We start from the raw sequence: 18,715 nt of genomic DNA on the forward strand, positions 1-18,715 counted from the left end.
CCTCGTTTCTCCGGGGCGGAGTCATCTGCGAGACCAGATACGGAACATGTAGCGGTTGACGTCCTCGGGGCGGTCACTGCGCATGTCGATCTCACGCGGCCGGTGCCGGTCGAAGAAGGCGGCCCTGGTGTGCAGGAACCGGTCGTCCGCCGAGACGAGGGTCTGCCCCCGCTCCAGGTTGATTCGGTACTGCACCGAGGACTGCTCGAGGACGGCGTCGAAGAAGTCCAAGGCGGCGATCTGCTCCTCGGTGAGCGGCTCTCCGGCCTTCTCGTGGGCGACTTCGATGTACGTCCTGAAGTAGCGGACGAGGGCCTCGCCCTCGGGCGAGTATCTGATGATCGGAGAGCGGAAGAACCCGACGCCCTCCGCCATGCCCCGTTTCTCGAACCAGAACTCACCGTTGAGAATCTCCAGGACCTTCGGGTGGTCCTTGAGGAACTCGTGGACGGTGCGGACGTCCACGAGGATGCTCTCCCCGCCCACGTAGGCCGACTGTCCGCAGGACAGCAGCAGGTAGTCGATCGAGTCCACGTCGTTGACCGCGTCGTTGTGCACGTAGGAGCCCTGCTTGGTCTGGTGGTACCGGGCTCCTTGCTCGACGGTGGTGCGCAGGCCCCGGTCGTAGACCTCGACGAGACGCCAGCCCGCCAGGTTCTGGATCATCGGCCTGCCGAGCGCGGCGCCCAGCGCCCAGGCGTAGACGGCCTGGGCCCGGAGCGACTCGACGCCGGCGACACGGTCGTACACGACGAAGTGGGTGGTCGAGTCGATGACGGGCCGGGTCAGCTCCACCTCCGCGACGAAGTGCTCGCAGCCGGAGAGGTCGACCTCGATCTCGTCGACACGTCCGTACGGCTCCGCCAGGGACAGTTCGGCGACATAGTCCGCGATCTCATGCTGAGCCCGCGGCGAGAACGTGAAGAATCCCTCACCGGGCACCTCGAGTGTGCGTGGACGGGAAAGGGCGAGAGCGCTGTTCATCCTCTGGATCTCCCTTCTGAAAGAGCCGGCCTGCCGGCGCCGAGTTCCTTGAGCACCTCGGCCCTGCTCACCTCGTCACGCATGTCGACGTTCACCCGTAGACAGCGCGCGCCGCCGACGGTTTCGGCCAGCTGCCTCCTCATCGTCTCGAGGCTGCCGGTGAACCGCCGGACGTCACCGCCGCAATGGGTCATCAGGTCGTCCTTCAGGCCGTAGGCGTTCATCGCGAAAGCGAACTGATCGAGGAACATCTCCGCCTGCCGGGGGGACATCTCCTCGATCCCGCGTCGTCCCGAGGGGTTGTGGTCGGTGATGACGACGTTGCGTATCGGCGCGCTGTCGACGGGCCGCCCGGGAAAAAGCAGTTCGGGTCCGGCGACGTAGTCACCGCTTTCCACATGCTTCGTCAGCCGGTGCCGGTCGATCAGCTCGCCGAAGAACGCGTCCCGCCGCACCCGGACGGCGGAGGGAACCCCGTACGCCACACCGTCACGCACGAGCAGATGCGTGTTGGTGAGAAAGCGCGCACCGTTGAGACAGGCCTGGGTCAGGAACACTGTCTTCCCACCGCCGTTGGGCCCGACCAGCAGGGTCGCACCACCGTCGTCGAGAGTGAAAGCGCCAGATTTAAGGTGCAGATATCCGTTATCGACCGCAAAGTCGGTCAATATGCGTTTAACGAAGTACGGCCAGACCGTGCGCTCCAGCCTGTGGCCGAACACGTACGACCTCGTGCCCTCGGTGATGAGATAGGCGGGCTCCCCGAAGACATGGTTGAGGTAGTAACCGGTCCGAAATCGTTTGGCACGCAGGGACCTGTCCGCATGCCCGGCCAGTTCCTCGACGTCGAAGCCGTCCCGGCCGAGATCGATGCAGTAGATCTCGTAGTCGGGAGCCACCGAGTCCGGCGCCTCCCGGGAGAAATACGCATAGGCGTCGAACTCCTCCAGATTCGTGGAGATCGCCACCCTGGTCAGGTTGAGATCGACGGTTCTGGAGGAACGCAGAGGAAGGTCACGGAGATCCAGCGTCATGGCGATGCCCTCACGTCGTCAGTGGTGCCTCATGGATGCCTTACGGCCAGGCGTTGAGCTCGGGCAGCCCGGCGGGCCCGTCCGCGGACGGGGTTCTCACCGCGGGACGGCCGGAGATCCAGGCCGCGACGGAGCGCTGGTCACCGCGCACCACCACCGGCGCGCCCTCACCGGCGGTCCACTCCCCGCCCGTGTCCTCCGCCACGATCCGCACGGCCGCGTCCTTCGGGAGCCGGGGCTGGAGAAACTCGATGACATGGGCGCTCAGGGGCAGACTCCACCGCTCGGAGCCGTAGCCGATCCCCAGGTCGACCGAGTGCAGCTCCGTCTCCCGCCACCAGGCCAGTTGGGTCGCCAGCAGCGTGGAGTCCCGATAGGCGCACGGACGGTCCCAGTCGGCGGCGCCGAGCACCGACCACGCCTCCTCCAGCTCGGCGAGACCCCCGTCCAGCTGGTCTCTCAGCCACGCGATCTCACGACCGTGGTTGGCCTCGATGTTCCTGTCCCGTGTCGGCCTGCCGCCGTCGTAGACCTCGACGGTCCTGCCCTCGACCGCGTAACGCGCCTGCCTGGCGAAGGCACGGGAAAGGTCGGCCAGATGGGTCAGCACATGACCGCGGGTCCAGCCCGGCAGGTCGATCGAGGCCCGGGCCTGTTCCTCCGTCATCTCCGCCGTGGCCGCCCGCAGCCGGTCGTGAGCCTCGGCGATCGACTCGACCCTCTCCGGAATCTCGATTCCGCCCTGTCCTGCAGCGCTCATGTGCCTGCCCTCTCTATTCCGCTTTGACAGCTGAATCGGTCGGCATGAAGCCTTTGATCCAGCAAAGGATGTCGCGGATCACATGATGGTCCTTGTTCGGACGCAACGCGCCAATTTGGTGATACATAACCCCTTCACTCGGCGGCCCCAGGAAAGTGATGCGCCGCTCGACCGTTCCGTCGGCCCGGAAAGGATGGAATTCGGGAGTGAGGTCCAGTCCACCCGGCACGAAGTCGGGCTCGCCTATACCCGGATTACTCCATTTGCGGATGACACCGCGCCGCAGAAGATTCGGATAGATCGCCATGATGTCCCGCGCGGCGTCGAACGGATGAACCCGCGCGTCGACCAGTGCGTCGACCCGGCGCTCCGCACCGGTGAACGGACCCGAGATCCTGAACAGGCCGGTCTCCCGGTCCCCCTCCACCTCCGCGCCCGGCCCCACGGAGATGTCCACCAGGCCCGCGTGGATCAGGGCCGTCACCTTCTCCATCGCCTCACAGGACGCCCCCTGGCACAGGCGGTTGTGATGACGCGTGTAGACGTTCAGGAAAACCCTGTGGGAGGAGGCCCGCAGTCCGCCGAAGTCGACCGCCTCGATGACCACCCCGCGGAGATCCCGCCAGGCGGCGTCAGCGGCGGCTTTCGCGGGGTTGCGGAGATTGCCCTGCTTCGCCCAACGGATATCGACATCCAGGAAGTCGAGAAGGGCCCGCTCGTACTCCGCCGCGTCGTGGTAGGAGCCCCGCGGAATCGGAGTGATCGTCTCATCCCACGAGAAACGGTGCAGGGCGGCCCTGGACGGGTGCCGCCACGGCGACCGGGACGCCGCGACGGCCGCCGCGAACTCGGCGGGCCTGTCCGCCTCCGCCAGCAGACGACGGGCGTTCTCCTCGCCGTGGACCACGGTGAGGAACCGCTCGACCGCCGAGCCCACCGGCAGATCCGCCCTGGCGACCCCGGACAGGGACGCCTCACCGGCAAGCACCCTGTCCACCTCGGCCGCGACCTCCTGGACGAGCCTCTCGACAGGCGCCAGCAGCAGATCGCAGGCCTCGCGATGGGTGACGTACGCGTCGGCGTTGGCCAGGAACTTCTCGTACACGGGCTGGACGGTCTGGACGACCAGCTCGCGGAAGCCGGTTCCGTACAGGGTGCCGTAGTAGACGAGCGCCATCTCCAGGAGCACGAGCGGAAAGACGTGCCTTTCGAAGTCGAGCTGACGCTGTTCCATCCGGCTGATCGAGTTCGGCAGGCCCACGGTACGGCGCAGCTCGGCGACGGCCCGCGTGGTCAGGAACGCCCCCCGGTACTCCAGGGCGGCGATGTCCCGTTCCTTCTCGTTGAACGGCCTCGCGAAGGTGAACAACCCCGTCTTGCTGAAGGCGACGATCGAGTCCGGCTCGGCCCCGCCGGGACGGTAGACGAAGCGACCGTCCGCATCCCGTTCGAAGACGCCTCCCCGCCCCTCGGTGAGGTACAGGATCACGTCGATGCCCGTGAGCCCCATCCCCATACAGCCGACGGACGTGCCCGGACCGGTCCGTTCCGCGGTGAGCGAGGTCTCCAGCGGGTAGGCGGACGGGACCAGACAGGCCCTGTTCTCCTGCGCGAAGCGCGCCCAGGCGACCTGGCGCGGGTCGAGTTCGGGCTTGTTCGTCGAGTGTCCTGTGAGCATGAGAACCTGGTCGGCCTCGAACGGAGCCTCCCCGTCCGCGGTGAGGACCGCGAACCGGTCGCCTCGTTCCTCCAGGTCCACCACCTCGGCCTGGCGGAGGGTGACCGTGACGTCCTGAGCCTGGCGCAGCATCTCCACATACCGCTCGAACTGCTCCATGAGCGCCAGCCCGTGCAGGTACCGCTTCGGCCAGTCCTCGGCGACGACGTCGAAGACCGGGTCGCCGGTCGCCGCGAACTTGGCACGGCACCAGCCCAGGAACGTCGGGCGTTCGACGTCGGGAAGCAGCGGGCCCGCGTCGACCACGCTCTCGTCTGCGGCGAACGCCACCTGCCCGACGATGCGGTTGAGATAGCTCGTCGTCGTCTGGCGGGGACTGTGCACCTGCCCCGAGCCGAACTCTCCCGACAGGTCGTAGACGACGATCTCGAGGGGCGCCGTCAGTTCCTTTCCCGTCACCAGGGCGGCGAGCCGCTCAAGAACGTATGTGCAGGTGGGTCCGGCGCCGACGATCGCCAGGCGGACCGGACCGTCGAGGGACGCCTCGGCTGTCATCGGCTCACGGCTCCGTCCCTGCCGAAACGTGTCGGCGTGTGCCGCGCCACGACCTCGTCGAACGCGGCGAAGAAGCCGACGACGTCCTCGTGCGTCAGCTGACCCATGTTCGCCAGCCGGAACACCCCGGCTGACTTCTCCTGGGTCGCGTAGATGACATAACCCCTCTCCTTGAGCCCGTCGTGCAGCTCGTCGTAGGTCATGCCGTTGGAGAGGTAGGCGTTGGTGATCGAACCGGATCTGTGCCTCTCGGGAAGGAGCAGCTCGACGCCCCGGTCGATGAGCCCGGCGCGGAGGGCCTCGGCCCTCGCCCTGTAACGCTCGCCCCTCGCCTCGACCCCCTCGACCAGTGCCAGGTCCAGTGCCGCGTCGAGCGCGCGCGCCACCTGCAACGCCGGGGTGAACCGTGGGGTCCGCCCAACCGCCTGGGAGCGGTAGTCGGCGTGGAGGTCGAGGTAGAAGGTGCGGCGGGGAACGTTCACGAGCGCCTCGAAGCGCGCCTTCGGCGCGACGACGAAGCTGATCCCCGGCAACCCCTCCAGGCACTTGTTCGCCGTGCCGACACACCAGTCGACGTGGTCGGCGACGACGTCGAGCCGCTCCGCCCCGAAACTGCTGATCGCGTCCACCACGAGCGAACGGCCGTGGCGGGCGACCAGCCGTCCCAGCCGGTCAAGCGGGTTCAGCATCCCGGTGCTGGTCTCGTGGTGGACCATTCCGACATGGGTGATGCGGGAATCTGCCGCCAGGGCCCGGTCGACGGCGTCGAGGTCGACCGGGTTCGCCCAGCCGAACTCGAGGCGTTCGGCGTCGATGCCGTGCACCTGGGCGATACGGGCGAGACGCTCGCCGTAGTGACCGTTGTCGACGACCAGCAGCCTGCCCTCCGCGGGAACCGCCGAGGAGATGACCGCCTCCAGCGCGGCCGTGCCCGACCCCGTCAGGAGGACGGCGGCGTAGGAGTCGTCGCCGCCGCAGATCTCGACCACCTTGCGGGCCACCGAGGCCAGCAGTTCCTGCGCCTCAGGCTCGCGATGGCACTCGTCCCGCGACGCGATGGCGGCGCGCACGCTCCGGTGCACGTTCACCGGCCCGGGATTGAGCAGCACGACACGACCCGGTTCCCGCCTCGGGGCGGCGTCCGGACGGGAGATGACGGTGCGCGGGACGGACTCCGGCCATTCGCTCATCGGCGCGAACAGGTACGCCAGACTGTCGGCCCTCCTGTCCCCCCGCATGATGACGCACTCCGCGCCGCGCCTGGCGTGCTCGGCCAGCGCTTCGACCTTGCCCGCCATGGCGCCTGTGGCGTCCCACTCGTCCGTCGGCCAGAACAGCCGCCGCGCCGACGGGAGGTCGTCCGGATCCAGATGGGCGAGCACGGGACTGTCCGGCCCGCCCGTGAGGATCCCCGGCACGTCGGTGAGCGTGACGATCCGTACCGGCGAGAGCTCGTCGTCCAGGGGAATGCCGGCCACGTGGTCGCTGCTGAGAATCCGCAGGGAGCCGTCGGAGGCGACGACGCAGTCACTCGACAGGACCGGCAGCGCGTCCTCCGCCAGCAACCTGCGCACGACCTCGGTCTGTGTGGTCGTCTCCCCGCCGGGACGCTCGCTGAACATCGCCGTCGCCTGCAGGGGCACCGCCCGCACACCCAGCTCGCGCAGCCTCGACGTCCACGCCCACCGCATCGTGAAGGCGGGCTCGGTCAGGGCCAGGGCCGAGAACGGGTCGTTCGGGTCGACCTTGAGCCCCACCGCGTGGCAGAGGGCCCCGCCCCCGGTGACGAGGACCACTCGTCCGGGGAAGCGGTCGACCAGGTCGCTCACCAGGACCGCGAAGTCACCGACGGCGGACAGGTCCGTCTCCCCGGTCTCCCGCTTGTCGGACAGCAGGCTGCCGCCGATCTTGAGTACCAGCAGGTGGGGCTCTCCCGCGCGCGGCCGTGAGTGAGGATCGGTCACAGGTCGCTCCCGGTTCCGATGACGATCGTGGAGTGGCCGCTCTCCTGTTTGCGCTCGAAGTGGAACAGGCGTGGCAGGAAATCCAGGGACCAGCGCGCACGCTGGCCGTCGAGCGTCCCGTACTCGTCGAGATAGGCGAGATCGCCGGGGCGCAGCCGGTCGAGCGCCGAGCCGGGGATCACCCCGGGGTGGAGCAGGTCCACGAAGTGGAGTGTGTAGTAGACGATCTCCTGGGCGGAGTAGTCGTCGACCCGGTCCAGGAAACGCCCCCAGCCGGCGTCGTCGAAGGTCTCGGCGACCAGCGCGACGTCCAGGAACTTGCTGAGCTGGAGGTCGATGCTCTCCTCGATGAAGAAGAGGCTGGTCGCCTCCTTGTAGAGGTGCGCGCACAGGTCGAGCAGGCGGTCCTCAGGGCACGGCATCCAGCTGTCGACCCCGCACACGACCACGGGCACGGCCCGTGCGAGCAGCTCTGCGGCGGGCGCGGAGCGGCCCGACTTCTTCTGGAAGATGTCGTGGGTGAGATCGACGTCGTAGTCGGGCACTTCGGCACGGCCGCCCGGCTTGCGGTACGGCAGCTGCTGGCTGAGGTTGACCCGCCAGAACAGCTGCGTCTCCCGGCTGAACGGCTCGATCCTGTCGCCGTCCTCCGCCAGCTTGCCCTGCGTGTAGCCGAGGCGTACGAGCACCTCGTGCGCTCTGGGGGCGTCCGCCCGATCGAGCAGGAGGTCGAGATCGGTCATCCGGCGCAGCGCCGGATCGGCGTACTCCCCCTCAGCCAGGGTGAAGCCCTTGCGAACCGCGTAGCGGATCCCCGCCTCTCCCAGCCCCTGGAAGATGCGGCCGTACTCGTCGGCGAGGGCGTGGTTGCGCCGCCGGTTCCCCTGGTAGGCGGCGACGAACACCCAGGGGTAGGGGAAGCCGTCCCTGCCTGCCGCCTTGCGGTCGAGGCGGTACCAGTGGACGTGGCGCCCGACCAGCGGAAGCAGCTTGTGCCGCGCGGCGGCGTCGACGAACGCCCCCCAGTCGAGGCCGGGCTCGTTCGCGAGGTCCCGTACGGTCTCCAGCTCGTCGGGCGTCAGCCGCAGCCGGGCCAGGGAAAGGAGCAGCCGGGCATGTGCCGGAAGTTCGTCCGCCGCGATGCCACTGTCCCGCTCGGCGGGGGTGGTCGTCGTCATTGTTCCGTCTCCTGGCTCGTGGTCTCCCGGAGGGACCGATGGTCGATCTTGCCGTTGGGGGTGAGCGGTATGACCGTCAGTTGCGACCAGCGGCGCGGGATCAGCTGCGCCGGCAGGGAGAGCGCGAGGAACTCCTTGAGCTCCTCGGTGGACACGGATCTCCGGGGCACGTAGTGCGCGGTCAGCTCGGAGGCCCCCGACGTCTCCGACACGGTGACGGCGCAGTGCTCGACGGCCGGATGCCGCCCGAGGACGGCCTCGATCTCGTCGAGCTCCAGCCGGACGCCCGCCACCTTCACCTGCCGGTCACGACGGCCCAGGTAGTGGACGACTCCGTCCTCGACTCTCGCGAGATCGCCGGTTCGGTACAGGCGGCCCGTGGGAGACGCCGGATCCAGGGTGTCGGTGAAGAACGCCTGGGCGGTGGCCCGCGCGTCGTTGACGTATCCGAGACCGACGGGAAGCCCGCCGACGAACAGGTCTCCGGCCTCACCCGGTTCCGCGGCACGCCACGTTCCCGACCGCTGGTCGGCGACCAGGACGTAGAGGACGGCGTTGCCGATCGCGCGGCCGACCGGCAGCCTGCGTCGAGCCAGGTCGGCGCGCGTCACCACGTGGTGCGTCACGTCGTCGGAGCACTCGGTCGGGCCGTAGGCGTTGAGCAGCCCCGTGCCGGGCAGGGCGTCGACGACCTGCCCGGCCAGCGACGGACGCAGCTCCTCTCCTGTGGAGATCAGCCAGCGGAAGGCGGACGCGTCACGGCCCGTGCGCGCCGCTTCGGCCGCCAGCCAGCCGACCATGGTCGGGACGAGTTCGACGACGGTGCTTCCCGTGCGCCGTAGGCTTCCTGCCAGTCTGCGGGGATACGCCAGGTCGGCGTCGCGGACGACGGCCACCTTCCCGCCGACGAGCAGCGGCGCGAGCATCTGCCAGATCGAGATGTCGAAGACGAGAGGGGCGGTGAAGGCGAGCACGTCGTCACGGCCGAGCGACAGGTCGCCGATCTTGGCCCAGAGGTGGTTGAGCATTCCCCGGTGCTCCACGGTCGCGCCCTTCGGGACTCCCGTCGTCCCGGAGGTGAAGATGATGTAGCGGACCTCGGTCGCCTGGCTTCGCGGGGTGTCGAGGTCCGGGAGAGGGCCGCCGGACAGGTCGTACGCATCCGACGGAGATTCGTCCTCGACGCGCAGGGTCTTCAGCCCGCGCTCGGCGGCGGCCTCCGCCGCCGCGTGGCCGCCCGCGGGCGCGTAGTCCAGCAGGCAGGCCGCCGAGCCGCGGCGGAGCACCTCGGAGATGCGGCCGACCGGCCAGCTCAGCTCGATGGGCAGATAGACCGCGCCGATGCTCTCGATCGCCAGGAAGACGGCGGGGGTGTCGGCGCAGCGCTCCCCCGCCGCCGCGACGACGTCGCCTGGTCCGAGCCCGTGCCCGGTGAGGATCCGCCGGATCTCGGCCACCCGGTGGAGCAGCCGCGCGTAGCTCAGCACCCGCTCCCCGTCGATCACCGCGGGCCTGTCGGGGGCCTCGGCCGCGTGGCGGGCGACGTGACGAAGGACGCCCTGGTCGACGACCACCTGAACGGGATTGCGCAGCGCGAGTTCCACGGCGCGACCGGCCGCGCCGCTTTCCAGCACGAGATCGCCGAGCGCCGGTTCCCAGAGCGTGCCGCCACGGGATGAAGACGTCATCTGGTCAGTTCCCTCCTCCATAGGTCGGTGACCGCTCCGTCGTAGTGGTCGGCCACCCAGGCGTCGTCGTAGATGGTGTCGAGATACCGGTCGCCCAGATCGGGGGCGATGGCCACGGCGGTCATCAGGCGGCGCGGGTCATGGGCCTCCAGCCAGCGGTGGGCCGCGCTGATGACGGTGCCGGACGACCCGCCGAGCAGCAGGCCCTGCGTCGCCAGGCGCCGGCACATTCCTACGCAGTCGGACTCGGGAACCCGCATGACCTCGTCGACGATCCGCGAGTCGACGAGCGGCATGGACTCGCTGGCTCCGAGACCGGGGATGTGCCGGGAACCGGCGACTCCCCCGAAATTGACCGAGCCGACCACGTCGACCCCGATGATCCGGACCTCGGGCCGGTAGTCCCGGAAGTATCGGGCGCAGCCGGTCAGCGTGCTCCCGGTTCCCACCCCGATGAAGAGCGCGTCGAGTGCCGCGAACTCCTCGGCGATCGCGGTCGCCGTGATGTGGTAATGAGATTTCCAGCCCGCGACGTTCTCATACTGGTTCAGCCACAGATGGCCCGGGTGCGTCGCGCAGAGGTAGCGGACGCGGGCCTTGCGCGCGGACAGAAAGCTTCCCTGCTCGTCCGCCTCGTCGACGACCATGACATCCGCCCCGAGCGCCCTCATCGACCGCAGAGCCGCCGCGTTGCACTTCGGGTCGGTCACGCACACGAAACGGATGCCCTTGGCGGCCGCGACGACGGCGAGCGCGACCCCGAGGTTTCCCGAGGAGGACTCGACCAGCACGGTGTCGGAGCGGATGCGTCCCGCCTGTTCGGCCTCGGCGACCATCCAGGCGGCCGACCTGAGCTTCACCGAGCCGCCGAAGTTGAATCCCTCGCATTTCACGTGCAGGTTGACACCGAGCACACCGCGCAGATCAACGTAGGTGTTCGTGTCGACTAGTTCATGAGCACCGGTGACGACTGGCAAGATGGGCGCCTCTCTCAGTCCGCGTTCTCATTGACGGTGCGACTGGTCAGGCGCTGAGCTTCTGCCACTCCGCCAGACGCTGGAGATCGAAGATCTCGCCGACGGAGGCGATCGACTCTTCGACTCCCGTGGAGTCGCCGGCCTGGTAGATGGACCGGTAGGTGCCACGCAGCGACGAGACCGAGGCACGAAGTCCCTGGTTGGCGTAGATGACCACCGACACGCCCGCGTGCCGCATCTCGTCGATGTGCCATGCCGGGTAGGTCGTCGGCACGATGACCACGGGGACCCGGCCGTCCCAGCCTTCGAGGAAGGCGACGACCTGGTCCTTGGTTCTGGCCTTGGAGTGGATGAGGACCGCGTCCGCTCCGGCGTCGGCGTAGACGCGGCACCGTTCCAGCGCCGTGTCGACGTCCAGTCCGCCGATCAGCGCCTCGGTGCGGGCGATGACGAAGAAGTCGGCGGAGCTCTGCGCGTTCTTGGCGGTCTCGATCTTCGAGGCGAACGCGTCCACGCTCAGCAGGGCCTGGCCGTCACCCACGAAGCTGTTCATCTTGGGGAAGAGCTTGTCCTCGATGCAGACGGCGGTGATGCCCATGCCCTCGAACTCGTGCACCATGTGGGCCACGTTGAGGTTGTCCCCATAGCCCGTGTCGCAATCCGCGACCACGGGGATGCCGAGCGCCTTCTGGATGTTGGCCGCCGCCGTCAGGTACTCCGTCATGCTCAGAAGGCTCGCGTCCGGGAGGCAACGAGCGGCCGAGACCTCGAAACTCGACGACCACACGGCCTGGAAACCGGCTTCCTGCGCCAGCACTCCGCTCAGCGCGTGATGCGCGCCCGCCACCCGGACGATCTCCGGACCTGCCAGGACCGTGCGGAACGACGGGTATTTGTTACGCAGCATCTTTGGGATTCCCCTTTTTCTCGGTCAGAGCGACTCGTAGTCGATCTCGCCCTTGCGGGTGAGTGGCATCACGGTGATCCGGTTCCAGCGCAGGGGCAGTGGCCACTCGCCGAACTCCTCGCTGACCTCCGGCGAGGCGACGCCGTCGTCGCCGGTGTAGTGAACGACCAGTTCAGGGTTTCCGAGAGAGCCCGCGACCGGGACGATCGCGCATTTGCGCACGCCCGGGTGCAGGTCGATGACCATCTCCAGGTCTTCAAGGGCGATCCGTCTGCCGTTGACCGGCACCTGGCGATCCGCCCTGCCCCTGTAGAGGACGACGCCGTCCTCGATGGTGACGAGATCTCCGGTGCGGAAGACCAGGCCGGAGGGCGAGGCCGGATCCGAACCGTCCCGGTAGAAGTGGCGGGAGGTGGCCGCCGGATCGTTGAGATAGCCAGGCCCGACCGGCGCCCCCGCGACGAAGAGCTCACCGACCTCACCGGGCAACGCGTGCCGCCATCCGCCGCCCGTACCGGGAACCAGGGCGGAGATCGTGGCGTTCAGAATCGGCACGCCTCGGGGCAGACGAGACCGCTCCAGGTCCGCGACCTCGACCACGCGATGCAGGACGTCGTCGGAGCACTCGACCGGTCCGCTGGCGTACATCAGCTTCGTGGTGGGAAGCAGCGCGCGGATCCGCCGTGCCAGGGCGGGGGGCAGCTCGGCGCCGGTCGCGACGATCCAGCGTGGGAACGCCGACGGTCTGCCCGCCCCCTGCCGTTCCAGCTCGTCCATGAGCCAGCGGATCGTCACGGGAACGAGCTCGACGACGCTGATCCTCCCTTCTCCCAGGGCACGGAGCAGCCTGCGTGGAAAGGTCATGTCCGGCTCACGGACCACCACGGCCGCCGCGCCCACCAGAAGCGGTGCGAGCATCTGCCAGACAGCGGTGTCGAACACCAGCGGCGCGCTGAAGGCCACCCGGTCGTCCGCGCGGAGCCGCAGGTCCGTCACCTTCGACCACAGATGGTTCATCATTCCCCGGTGAGCGGTGACGGCTCCCTGGGGGCCGCCCGCGACCTCGGCCGTGTACAACGCGTAGCGCCGCTCACCGGCGACGTCCCTGGCGCCGTCTCCCGCGCCGTCCGCGGTGCCGTTCTCCTCGTCCGCGGATTCCGCGATCATGCGCTCCAGCGACAGGACACGTGTCCCGGCGACCTCCACGGCCTCGGCCACGGCTTCCGGTACGACGTGCTCGCTCACGCCGAGCCCCGGATATGTGATCACCCGTTTCGCGCCGCTGCGGTCGACGATCTCGGAGATCCGCTCCGCGGTCCACCCGATGTCCAAGGGCACGTAGACACATCCGAGGCTCTCCAACGCCAGGAAGACGACGATCGTGTTGCCGCTTCGCGGCCCGGCGGTCAGAACCACCTCGCCCTGGCCGCACCCCTCGGCCAGAAGGGACGCGCGGAGCTTGCGCGCCTGTTCACACAGTTCCCGATAGCTCAACGTGAGGTCGCCCTCGACGACCGCGACCCGGTCCGGTTCGGTCCGCGACCACCGGGTCACGTGATCGACGACCGACGACTCGACGTCGACGGCGACGGTTCTGCGAAGCGACCTGTCAACGCCCTCGATCCGGAGGAGTCTCATGCTCGCCGGTGTCTCCACCTCACACGCCGGCCTCGGAGACGAGCTTCTCCAGGACGTTCCAGAGCGCCCCCGGGCTGGCGAAGGACTCCGGCACGAGCAGTTCCTCGGGAAATTCGATTCCGAAACGGTCCTCAATCGCCATGATCAGCTCGACGACCTGCAGTGAGTCGACCCCGAGCTCGACGAGGGACAAATCCTCGGTGAGTGCTCTCTCCGGCGGCAACTCCCGGCAGTGGCGCCGCAGCAGGGTGGTGAAACTCTCCGGCATGTCCGTCACATCAATCACCTTTCGTGTACACGAGCGTCGGCGAATCGGCGACGGAGCCGACCGTTTTTCCGTGCAGATCGGCTCCCCTGAGCATCGTCAGCACGTCGGCGCGGATTCCCTCGGCCTCCGCGATTCCCTCCCGGGGCCCGCCGAAGAAGGTCCGGGTGAACAGCCGGCGCTCACTGAAACGAAACCGAAGGGTGGTGACCGTCAGATCATGGGCGGGCGTGAACCCGCCCAGGACCACCGGGCCCGTCGAACCGCCGGGGCTGTTCACGACGTCGGTCGCCTCGTTCGTCTGGACGTCGACGTGCAGTTGAATGTAATCCGCCCCCTGGGCCAGCAGTGACTCGCCGTACTCGGGAACCTCGCAGACGAGCTCCGGCACGCTCAGCTTTGAATGACGTAATCCGTTCCACGCACTTGTCTGCAGCCTTCCTGCGAACTCCATGAAGTCCATGTCCGGGTCGATCCGAATGGGAATTGGCCGGTCCAGCACGAAGTTGCCGACCATCGTGCGGGAGGCCGCCTCCCTTCGTGTCGACACCGGCGTGTGCAGCGTGAACTCCCTTCTCCCCGACCTCCTCCAGATCGCGATGCCCACCAGGCCGGCCAGGATCGAGAAGGGCGTCGCCCGGTGTCGCTCCACCAGCCCTCGCAGGACGTCGTGGAACCCGGAGCCGGAGATCTCGTCGTCGACCTGGGTCCTGACGTCGGACGAGTCACCGGAAGACCTGGGCATGCGGCCTACGAGGGGCGGCAGGTCCGCGAGCGTCCTTCGCCAGTGCTCCACCTCCCTGGCGCGGGCTCCGTCGTCCACCCGCCGGGCTTTCTGGAGAGCGGTGAAGCTCGCCGCGGGCTCAAGCTCCTCCCCCGCGAGGAGCCGGCCGAGCTCCGAGCTGAGGATCCCCGACGAATGTCCGTCTGAGACCAGATGGTCGACGACGCCGAGCAGGTGGCGGCCTCCGACGACTTCGAAATAGGCCACGCCGGGAGCGAGCGACACATTGTGCATCTCGTTCCGCCTTCGTGCGAAAGCCTCCACGGATCCCTCGTCGAGGACGTCTGACCGGACGATCTCCGGCACGGCGGCGCGAATCCGCTGGACAAAGGCAGAGGAACCGGCCAGGGCGGTTCGAAGCGATTCATGCCGCTCGGAGAGAAGCCTGACAGCGGCATTCAGATCAGCCGTTGACAAACTCGTGGATATCGGCATGCCGAAGCTGACGTTATGAAAAATGCCGGGCCCGAAAATTCCTGCGAGAAAGAGCATGCTGCGTTGCTCCGCAGTAAGCAGGAACGGAGCCATGACATCAATTCCTTCCACAGTTGCAGGCATCGGTCAAGAGGCCGATCGCTTTAAGCGGAAAAACGGACGACGGCCGCCACAAGGCGTGGGGAAGCGATTTATCGCAGGCGTTCGCCGCCGCTACGGCCTTTCGCATCGGGGGTAATCGGAAGTATTCTTTCCAGTGGAATGCTCGGGGGACAAGCCTCACACCTGGCCGGATGTTGCATGGCAGGAAGTGGACAGCGAGCAAAGGGGAGCGAATGACAGGTTCCGCAATCTCGCAAAAGTGCAGCTCAGAAGACTTGTCAAGGACCGTCTATCGCCATTGTCTGGTCCGCGGTCACTTCTCCGTCGAGGCTCTGCTACGAGACTTGGCCGTCACCCGCCCCGAGCTCGAAGAGGCGAAACAGACCCTGCTCAGCCTGCGCCTGCTGCGCTCGAGCCCGGACCGCGACGGCCTGCTGACCCCGGTGTCGCCGCGGTCGGCGGAGGCGGAGATCGTGGCCCCCATGCGCCGGGAGGTCACCGAGAGAAAACAGGAGATCGCACAGGTCAGCGACCAGATTCGCGGCTTCGCCCGAAGCTATGCCGACTACCTGTACGGCTACGCGCCGGACGGCACGACCATCCCGATCGAGAACGCGGACGCCTTCGTGATCCGGCTGAAGGACGCCGTCAAACACTGCAGGCACGAACTGCTGATCATGCAGCCGACCGACTGTCCGGAACTGCCCGACGGCGGCGAGGCGTCCGCCCTGTCGACCCTCAGAGAAGGGGTCGACGTCAAGGCTCTTGTCCACCAGGGCGCAAGATCGAGTTACACCACCCGTTCCAGGCTGCGCGACACACTCCGCGCCTGCACCGAGATCAGGACGGTCGTCGACCTGCCCGCCCGAATGCTGATCTTCGACAGGGAACTCGCGTTCATCTACCCCAACCCCGAGCTTCTCACCCAGGCAGCGGTCGTGCTGGACTCCCGGGTCATCTCCTTTCTCGCGAGCATCCACGACCGGATCTGGGAGACCGGCACGGTGCTCACACTGCAGCCGGACAGCTCACCCGACCAACATTCCAACGAGGTGCGGGCGTCGATCCTGGAACTGCTGTCCGCCGGATTCACCGACGAGGTCATCGCCAGACGGCTCGCGGTCTCCGTCCGCACCTGCAGGCGGCACATCGCCGAACTGCTGGGGGCGCTCGACAGCAGGACCAGGTTCCAGGCCGGAGCCGAGGCGGTCCGCAGAGGGCTGCTCCCCCTTCCGTGACGACAGAAAGCCGGCGGACCACGCGGTCGGCTGAACTCGGCGTCGAAGCACGGCGAAAAGCACAGAGAGAGGCTTGGCGATGTCATTGACGACCGGCGCCCGCGACCAGACGGCCGAACCACTGTGGACGAGAGACTTCGGGCTCTACTTCACAGCCCGGCTGGTCTCGTTGCTGGGCGACGCGATGCTCCCCGTGGCGCTGATGTTCGGCGTGATCGGTCTCGGTTACGGCGCCACAGGAGTCGGCTTCATCCTCGCCTCTCAGATGCTGGCCTTCGCCGTGTTCGTGCTCTTCGGCGGCGTCCTCGCGGACCGCTTCACGCCACGCCGGATGATGGTCGGCGCGGACGCCGTACGGTTCTGTTTGCAGGCGGCCAGCGCGGTCGCCTTCACCGTCGGGCACCCGCCGCTGTGGTTCCTGATGGGCCTGGCGGCGTTGAGCGGGACCGCGACCGCGATGTTCCAGCCCGGGGTCGCCAGCGTCATCCCGCAGGTCGCCCGAGACCTGCAGCGGGCGAACGCGACGGTCAGGGTGGCCGAGGCGATGGCCTCGACGCTCGGCCCCTCGCTCGCCGCCGTGCTGGTCGCCGTGAGCGACGTGGCCTTCGTCCTGTGGGTGGACGCCGCGACCTTCGCGGTGAGCGGCGCCTGTCTGCTGGCACTCAGGCTCGCACCGGGCTCCCGGCCCGACCGCAAGGCGTCGACCTGGCGCAACCTCGTCGAGGGCTGGCAGGAGTTCCGTTCCAGAACCTGGCTGTGGGTGGTCATCCTGGCGTGGATCGTCGCTGGGATCACCATGTTCGGACCGATCAGGCCGCTCACCACCCTCCTGGTCTCCGAGGCGCACGGCTCAGCCGGGCTCGGCCTGGTATGGACCGCCTTCGGCGTCGGGAACGTGCTGGGCGGACTGGTGGGCATGAGGTTCCGCCCTTCGCGTCCTCTCGCCGCGGGCGCGATCGCGATGTTCGCCTGGGCCGCTCTTCCCCTCGGGAACGCGCTGCAGCTGCCGCTGTGGGGAATCGGCGCTTGCTATGTCGTCGGCGGCACGAGCTGGGCCTTCTGGAGCGTCATGTGGGCGACCAGCGTGCAGACCCACGTTCCCGCGGACGTCCTGAACCGCGTGTACGCCTATGACGTCGCGGGATCGCTCATCGCCTTCCCCGTCGGCCAGGCCCTGGCCGGTCCGGTGAGCGATGTGATCGGGGCACGGACCGCCCTGTACGGCTCCGCCGTGGTCTGCCTGGTGACGTTCGCCGTCCTGCTCTGCGTGCCCGCCGTCCGCTCCCTGCGCAGAGACGCTCCAGCGCCTCGTGCGTGAGCGTCCAAGACCCTGGGGGATCGTCGGCGCGCTCGCGATGACCTCGGTCACCGGCTACGGGATCATGTTCTACTCGTTCGCCGTCTTCCTCGATCCCATGCGCCGTGACCTGCGCGCGGGTTCCGCGGAGACCACCGTCGCGCTGACCGTCGCGATCCTGGTCTCCGCCTGTGCCGCGCCCGTCGTGGGACGCCTGCTGGACAGGTACGGTGGCCGGGCGCTGATGACCACGGGCTCCGTTCTCGGCACGGCCGCCGTTTTCTGCTGGTCCAAGGTGACCAGCCTCGCGGGACTGTACGCGGTGTTCTCCGTCATCGGTCTGGCCATGGCGTGCTCGCTCTACGAGTCCGCGTTCGCGGTGATCGTCACCTGGTTCGACGAGGGCCGGCGTCGCGCGACCGCGATACTGGTCGTGACCGTCGTCGGCGGGCTGGCCTCGACCGTCTTCCTGCCCTTCAGCGGAATCCTCACGGAGAGATACGGCTGGCGCGACGCGCTGGTGGTGCTGACGGTGGTTCTCGGCGCCCTGACGATTCCCGCCCACCTTCTGGCCGTGCGGCGCGGCCCCGGCGTGGCGGCCGCGGGCCCACCGCGCGGCGCCGTGTCCCAGGCCCTGCGCGGACGGTCGTTCTGGCTCATGACGTTGACCTTCGTGTCGCACAACGGGGCCGTCTACACCCTCGGCGTGCATCTGGTGGCCTGCCTGACCGCTCTTGGGCACACCAGGACGTTCGCCACCGTGACCGCGGGCCTGCTCGGCGTTCTCTCCGTCACCGGCAGACTGACCACGACCGGTCTGCAACGCAGGGTCTCCCCCACGGCGATCGCCTGTGCGATGTTCACCGTCCAGGCGGCCGGAGCCGCTCTGCTGCCCTGGCTCGGGCGCTCGGCCGCAGGCGCCGTCATCTGCGTGCTGCTCTTCGGCATCGGCTACGGCGTCGGCACGATCACCCGGCCGGTGCTGATCGCCCAGCACTTCGCACGGGAGTCCTACGGCAGCGTCGCCGGCGCGATCGCGCTCCCCGTGACGTTCTCGACAGCCGTCGGCCCACTGGCCGCGGCCGCTCTCGCCCAGCTTTCCGGCTACACGCCGGTCGCGCTCGCCATCGCGGCCTGCTGTCTCACCGCCGCGACCGGCCTGCTCCTCCTCAGAGCGGGTCAGCGCGGGCCCGCCCGGGAAGAACGAGAACGGGCGCCCCTCGGATGAGGG

15 protein-coding genes are annotated in these 18,715 nt (G+C 68.3%); 3 read left to right on the forward strand and 12 right to left on the reverse strand.

The window, feature by feature from the left end; genetic code table 11:
• Positions 1-21: 21 nt before the first annotated feature.
• From PKF00_RS32290 to PKF00_RS32345, 12 genes are read right to left on the reverse strand one after another with little or no spacing between them, the layout of a single operon-like run.
• Entirely contained in the window at positions 22-984 is a 963-nt protein-coding gene (locus tag PKF00_RS32290; RefSeq protein WP_271221486.1) for a TauD/TfdA family dioxygenase, read from the reverse strand.
• Positions 981-2,018: a FomB family phosphonate monophosphate kinase gene (locus PKF00_RS32295; protein WP_271221487.1), complete on the reverse strand. Its 1,038-nt coding sequence runs from the start codon at positions 2,016-2,018 to the stop codon at positions 981-983. Before PKF00_RS32295 ends, PKF00_RS32290 begins: the two co-directional genes overlap by 4 nt.
• 40 nt (positions 2,019-2,058) lie before the next feature.
• The gene (locus PKF00_RS32300) at positions 2,059-2,778 is read right to left on the reverse strand and encodes a maleylpyruvate isomerase family mycothiol-dependent enzyme (protein ID WP_271221488.1); all 720 of its coding nucleotides are present in this window, start codon (positions 2,776-2,778) and stop codon (positions 2,059-2,061) included.
• A gap of 13 nt (positions 2,779-2,791) precedes the next feature.
• The gene (locus tag PKF00_RS32305; protein WP_271221489.1) at positions 2,792-5,011 is read right to left on the reverse strand and encodes an FAD/NAD(P)-binding protein; all 2,220 of its coding nucleotides are present in this window, start codon (positions 5,009-5,011) and stop codon (positions 2,792-2,794) included.
• Positions 5,008-6,975: an aminotransferase class V-fold PLP-dependent enzyme gene (locus PKF00_RS32310; protein ID WP_271221490.1), complete on the reverse strand. Its 1,968-nt coding sequence runs from the start codon at positions 6,973-6,975 to the stop codon at positions 5,008-5,010. Before PKF00_RS32310 ends, PKF00_RS32305 begins: the two co-directional genes overlap by 4 nt.
• Positions 6,972-8,153 (reverse strand): nucleotidyltransferase family protein, encoded by a 1,182-nt coding sequence (locus PKF00_RS32315; RefSeq protein WP_271221491.1) that lies wholly within the window; start codon positions 8,151-8,153, stop codon positions 6,972-6,974. Before PKF00_RS32315 ends, PKF00_RS32310 begins: the two co-directional genes overlap by 4 nt.
• A complete protein-coding gene (locus tag PKF00_RS32320) occupies positions 8,150-9,841 on the reverse strand; it encodes an amino acid adenylation domain-containing protein (protein WP_271221492.1) in 1,692 nt (563 codons plus the stop codon). The genes PKF00_RS32315 and PKF00_RS32320 overlap by 4 nt, the downstream gene beginning before the upstream one ends.
• Positions 9,838-10,818 (reverse strand): 2,3-diaminopropionate biosynthesis protein SbnA, encoded by a 981-nt coding sequence (gene sbnA / locus PKF00_RS32325; RefSeq protein WP_271221493.1) that lies wholly within the window; start codon positions 10,816-10,818, stop codon positions 9,838-9,840. Before sbnA ends, PKF00_RS32320 begins: the two co-directional genes overlap by 4 nt.
• Positions 10,819-10,864: 46 nt before the next feature.
• Positions 10,865-11,725: an isocitrate lyase/phosphoenolpyruvate mutase family protein gene (locus PKF00_RS32330; protein ID WP_271221494.1), complete on the reverse strand. Its 861-nt coding sequence runs from the start codon at positions 11,723-11,725 to the stop codon at positions 10,865-10,867.
• Positions 11,726-11,749: 24 nt separating this feature from the next.
• The gene (locus PKF00_RS32335; protein WP_271221495.1) at positions 11,750-13,363 is read right to left on the reverse strand and encodes an AMP-binding protein; all 1,614 of its coding nucleotides are present in this window, start codon (positions 13,361-13,363) and stop codon (positions 11,750-11,752) included.
• Between the two features lie 19 nt (positions 13,364-13,382).
• A complete protein-coding gene (locus tag PKF00_RS32340; RefSeq protein ID WP_271221616.1) occupies positions 13,383-13,631 on the reverse strand; it encodes a phosphopantetheine-binding protein in 249 nt (82 codons plus the stop codon).
• Positions 13,632-13,641: 10 nt separating this feature from the next.
• Positions 13,642-14,940: a condensation domain-containing protein gene (locus tag PKF00_RS32345; protein WP_271221496.1), complete on the reverse strand. Its 1,299-nt coding sequence runs from the start codon at positions 14,938-14,940 to the stop codon at positions 13,642-13,644.
• Positions 14,941-15,293: 353 nt separating this feature from the next.
• On the opposite strand from PKF00_RS32345, the gene PKF00_RS32350 reads away from it, so the two are divergent.
• From PKF00_RS32350 to PKF00_RS32360, 3 genes are all read left to right on the forward strand, one after another.
• Positions 15,294-16,187 carry a helix-turn-helix domain-containing protein gene (locus tag PKF00_RS32350; protein WP_271221497.1) on the forward strand — a complete coding sequence of 298 codons (894 nt, stop codon included), beginning with the start codon at positions 15,294-15,296 and terminating at the stop codon, positions 16,185-16,187.
• A 79-nt stretch (positions 16,188-16,266) separates the two neighbouring features.
• On the forward strand, positions 16,267-17,505 hold the full coding sequence (locus PKF00_RS32355) for an MFS transporter (RefSeq protein WP_271221498.1): 1,239 nt from the start codon (positions 16,267-16,269) through the stop codon (positions 17,503-17,505).
• Positions 17,498-18,712: an MFS transporter gene (locus PKF00_RS32360; RefSeq protein WP_271221499.1), complete on the forward strand. Its 1,215-nt coding sequence runs from the start codon at positions 17,498-17,500 to the stop codon at positions 18,710-18,712. The genes PKF00_RS32355 and PKF00_RS32360 overlap by 8 nt, the downstream gene beginning before the upstream one ends.
• Positions 18,713-18,715: the final 3 nt, after the last annotated feature.

Origin of the sequence: Streptosporangium carneum, from assembly GCF_027922005.1 — a bacterium.
Taxonomy (GTDB): Bacteria; Actinomycetota; Actinomycetes; order Streptosporangiales; family Streptosporangiaceae; genus Streptosporangium; species Streptosporangium carneum.

Coding starts and splice junctions, on each gene's coding strand:
- PKF00_RS32355 (WP_271221498.1), top strand. CDS start 16,267: ATGTCATTGACGACCGGCGCCCGCGACCAGACGGCCGAACCACTGTGG.
- PKF00_RS32335 (WP_271221495.1), bottom strand. CDS start 13,363: ATGAGACTCCTCCGGATCGAGGGCGTTGACAGGTCGCTTCGCAGAACC.
- PKF00_RS32330 (WP_271221494.1), bottom strand. CDS start 11,725: ATGCTGCGTAACAAATACCCGTCGTTCCGCACGGTCCTGGCAGGTCCG.
- PKF00_RS32345 (WP_271221496.1), bottom strand. CDS start 14,940: ATGGCTCCGTTCCTGCTTACTGCGGAGCAACGCAGCATGCTCTTTCTC.
- PKF00_RS32315 (WP_271221491.1), bottom strand. CDS start 8,153: ATGACGACGACCACCCCCGCCGAGCGGGACAGTGGCATCGCGGCGGAC.
- PKF00_RS32320 (WP_271221492.1), bottom strand. CDS start 9,841: ATGACGTCTTCATCCCGTGGCGGCACGCTCTGGGAACCGGCGCTCGGC.
- PKF00_RS32295 (WP_271221487.1), bottom strand. CDS start 2,018: ATGACGCTGGATCTCCGTGACCTTCCTCTGCGTTCCTCCAGAACCGTC.
- PKF00_RS32290 (WP_271221486.1), bottom strand. CDS start 984: ATGAACAGCGCTCTCGCCCTTTCCCGTCCACGCACACTCGAGGTGCCC.
- PKF00_RS32340 (WP_271221616.1), bottom strand. CDS start 13,631: ATGCCGGAGAGTTTCACCACCCTGCTGCGGCGCCACTGCCGGGAGTTG.
- PKF00_RS32305 (WP_271221489.1), bottom strand. CDS start 5,011: ATGACAGCCGAGGCGTCCCTCGACGGTCCGGTCCGCCTGGCGATCGTC.
- PKF00_RS32300 (WP_271221488.1), bottom strand. CDS start 2,778: ATGAGCGCTGCAGGACAGGGCGGAATCGAGATTCCGGAGAGGGTCGAG.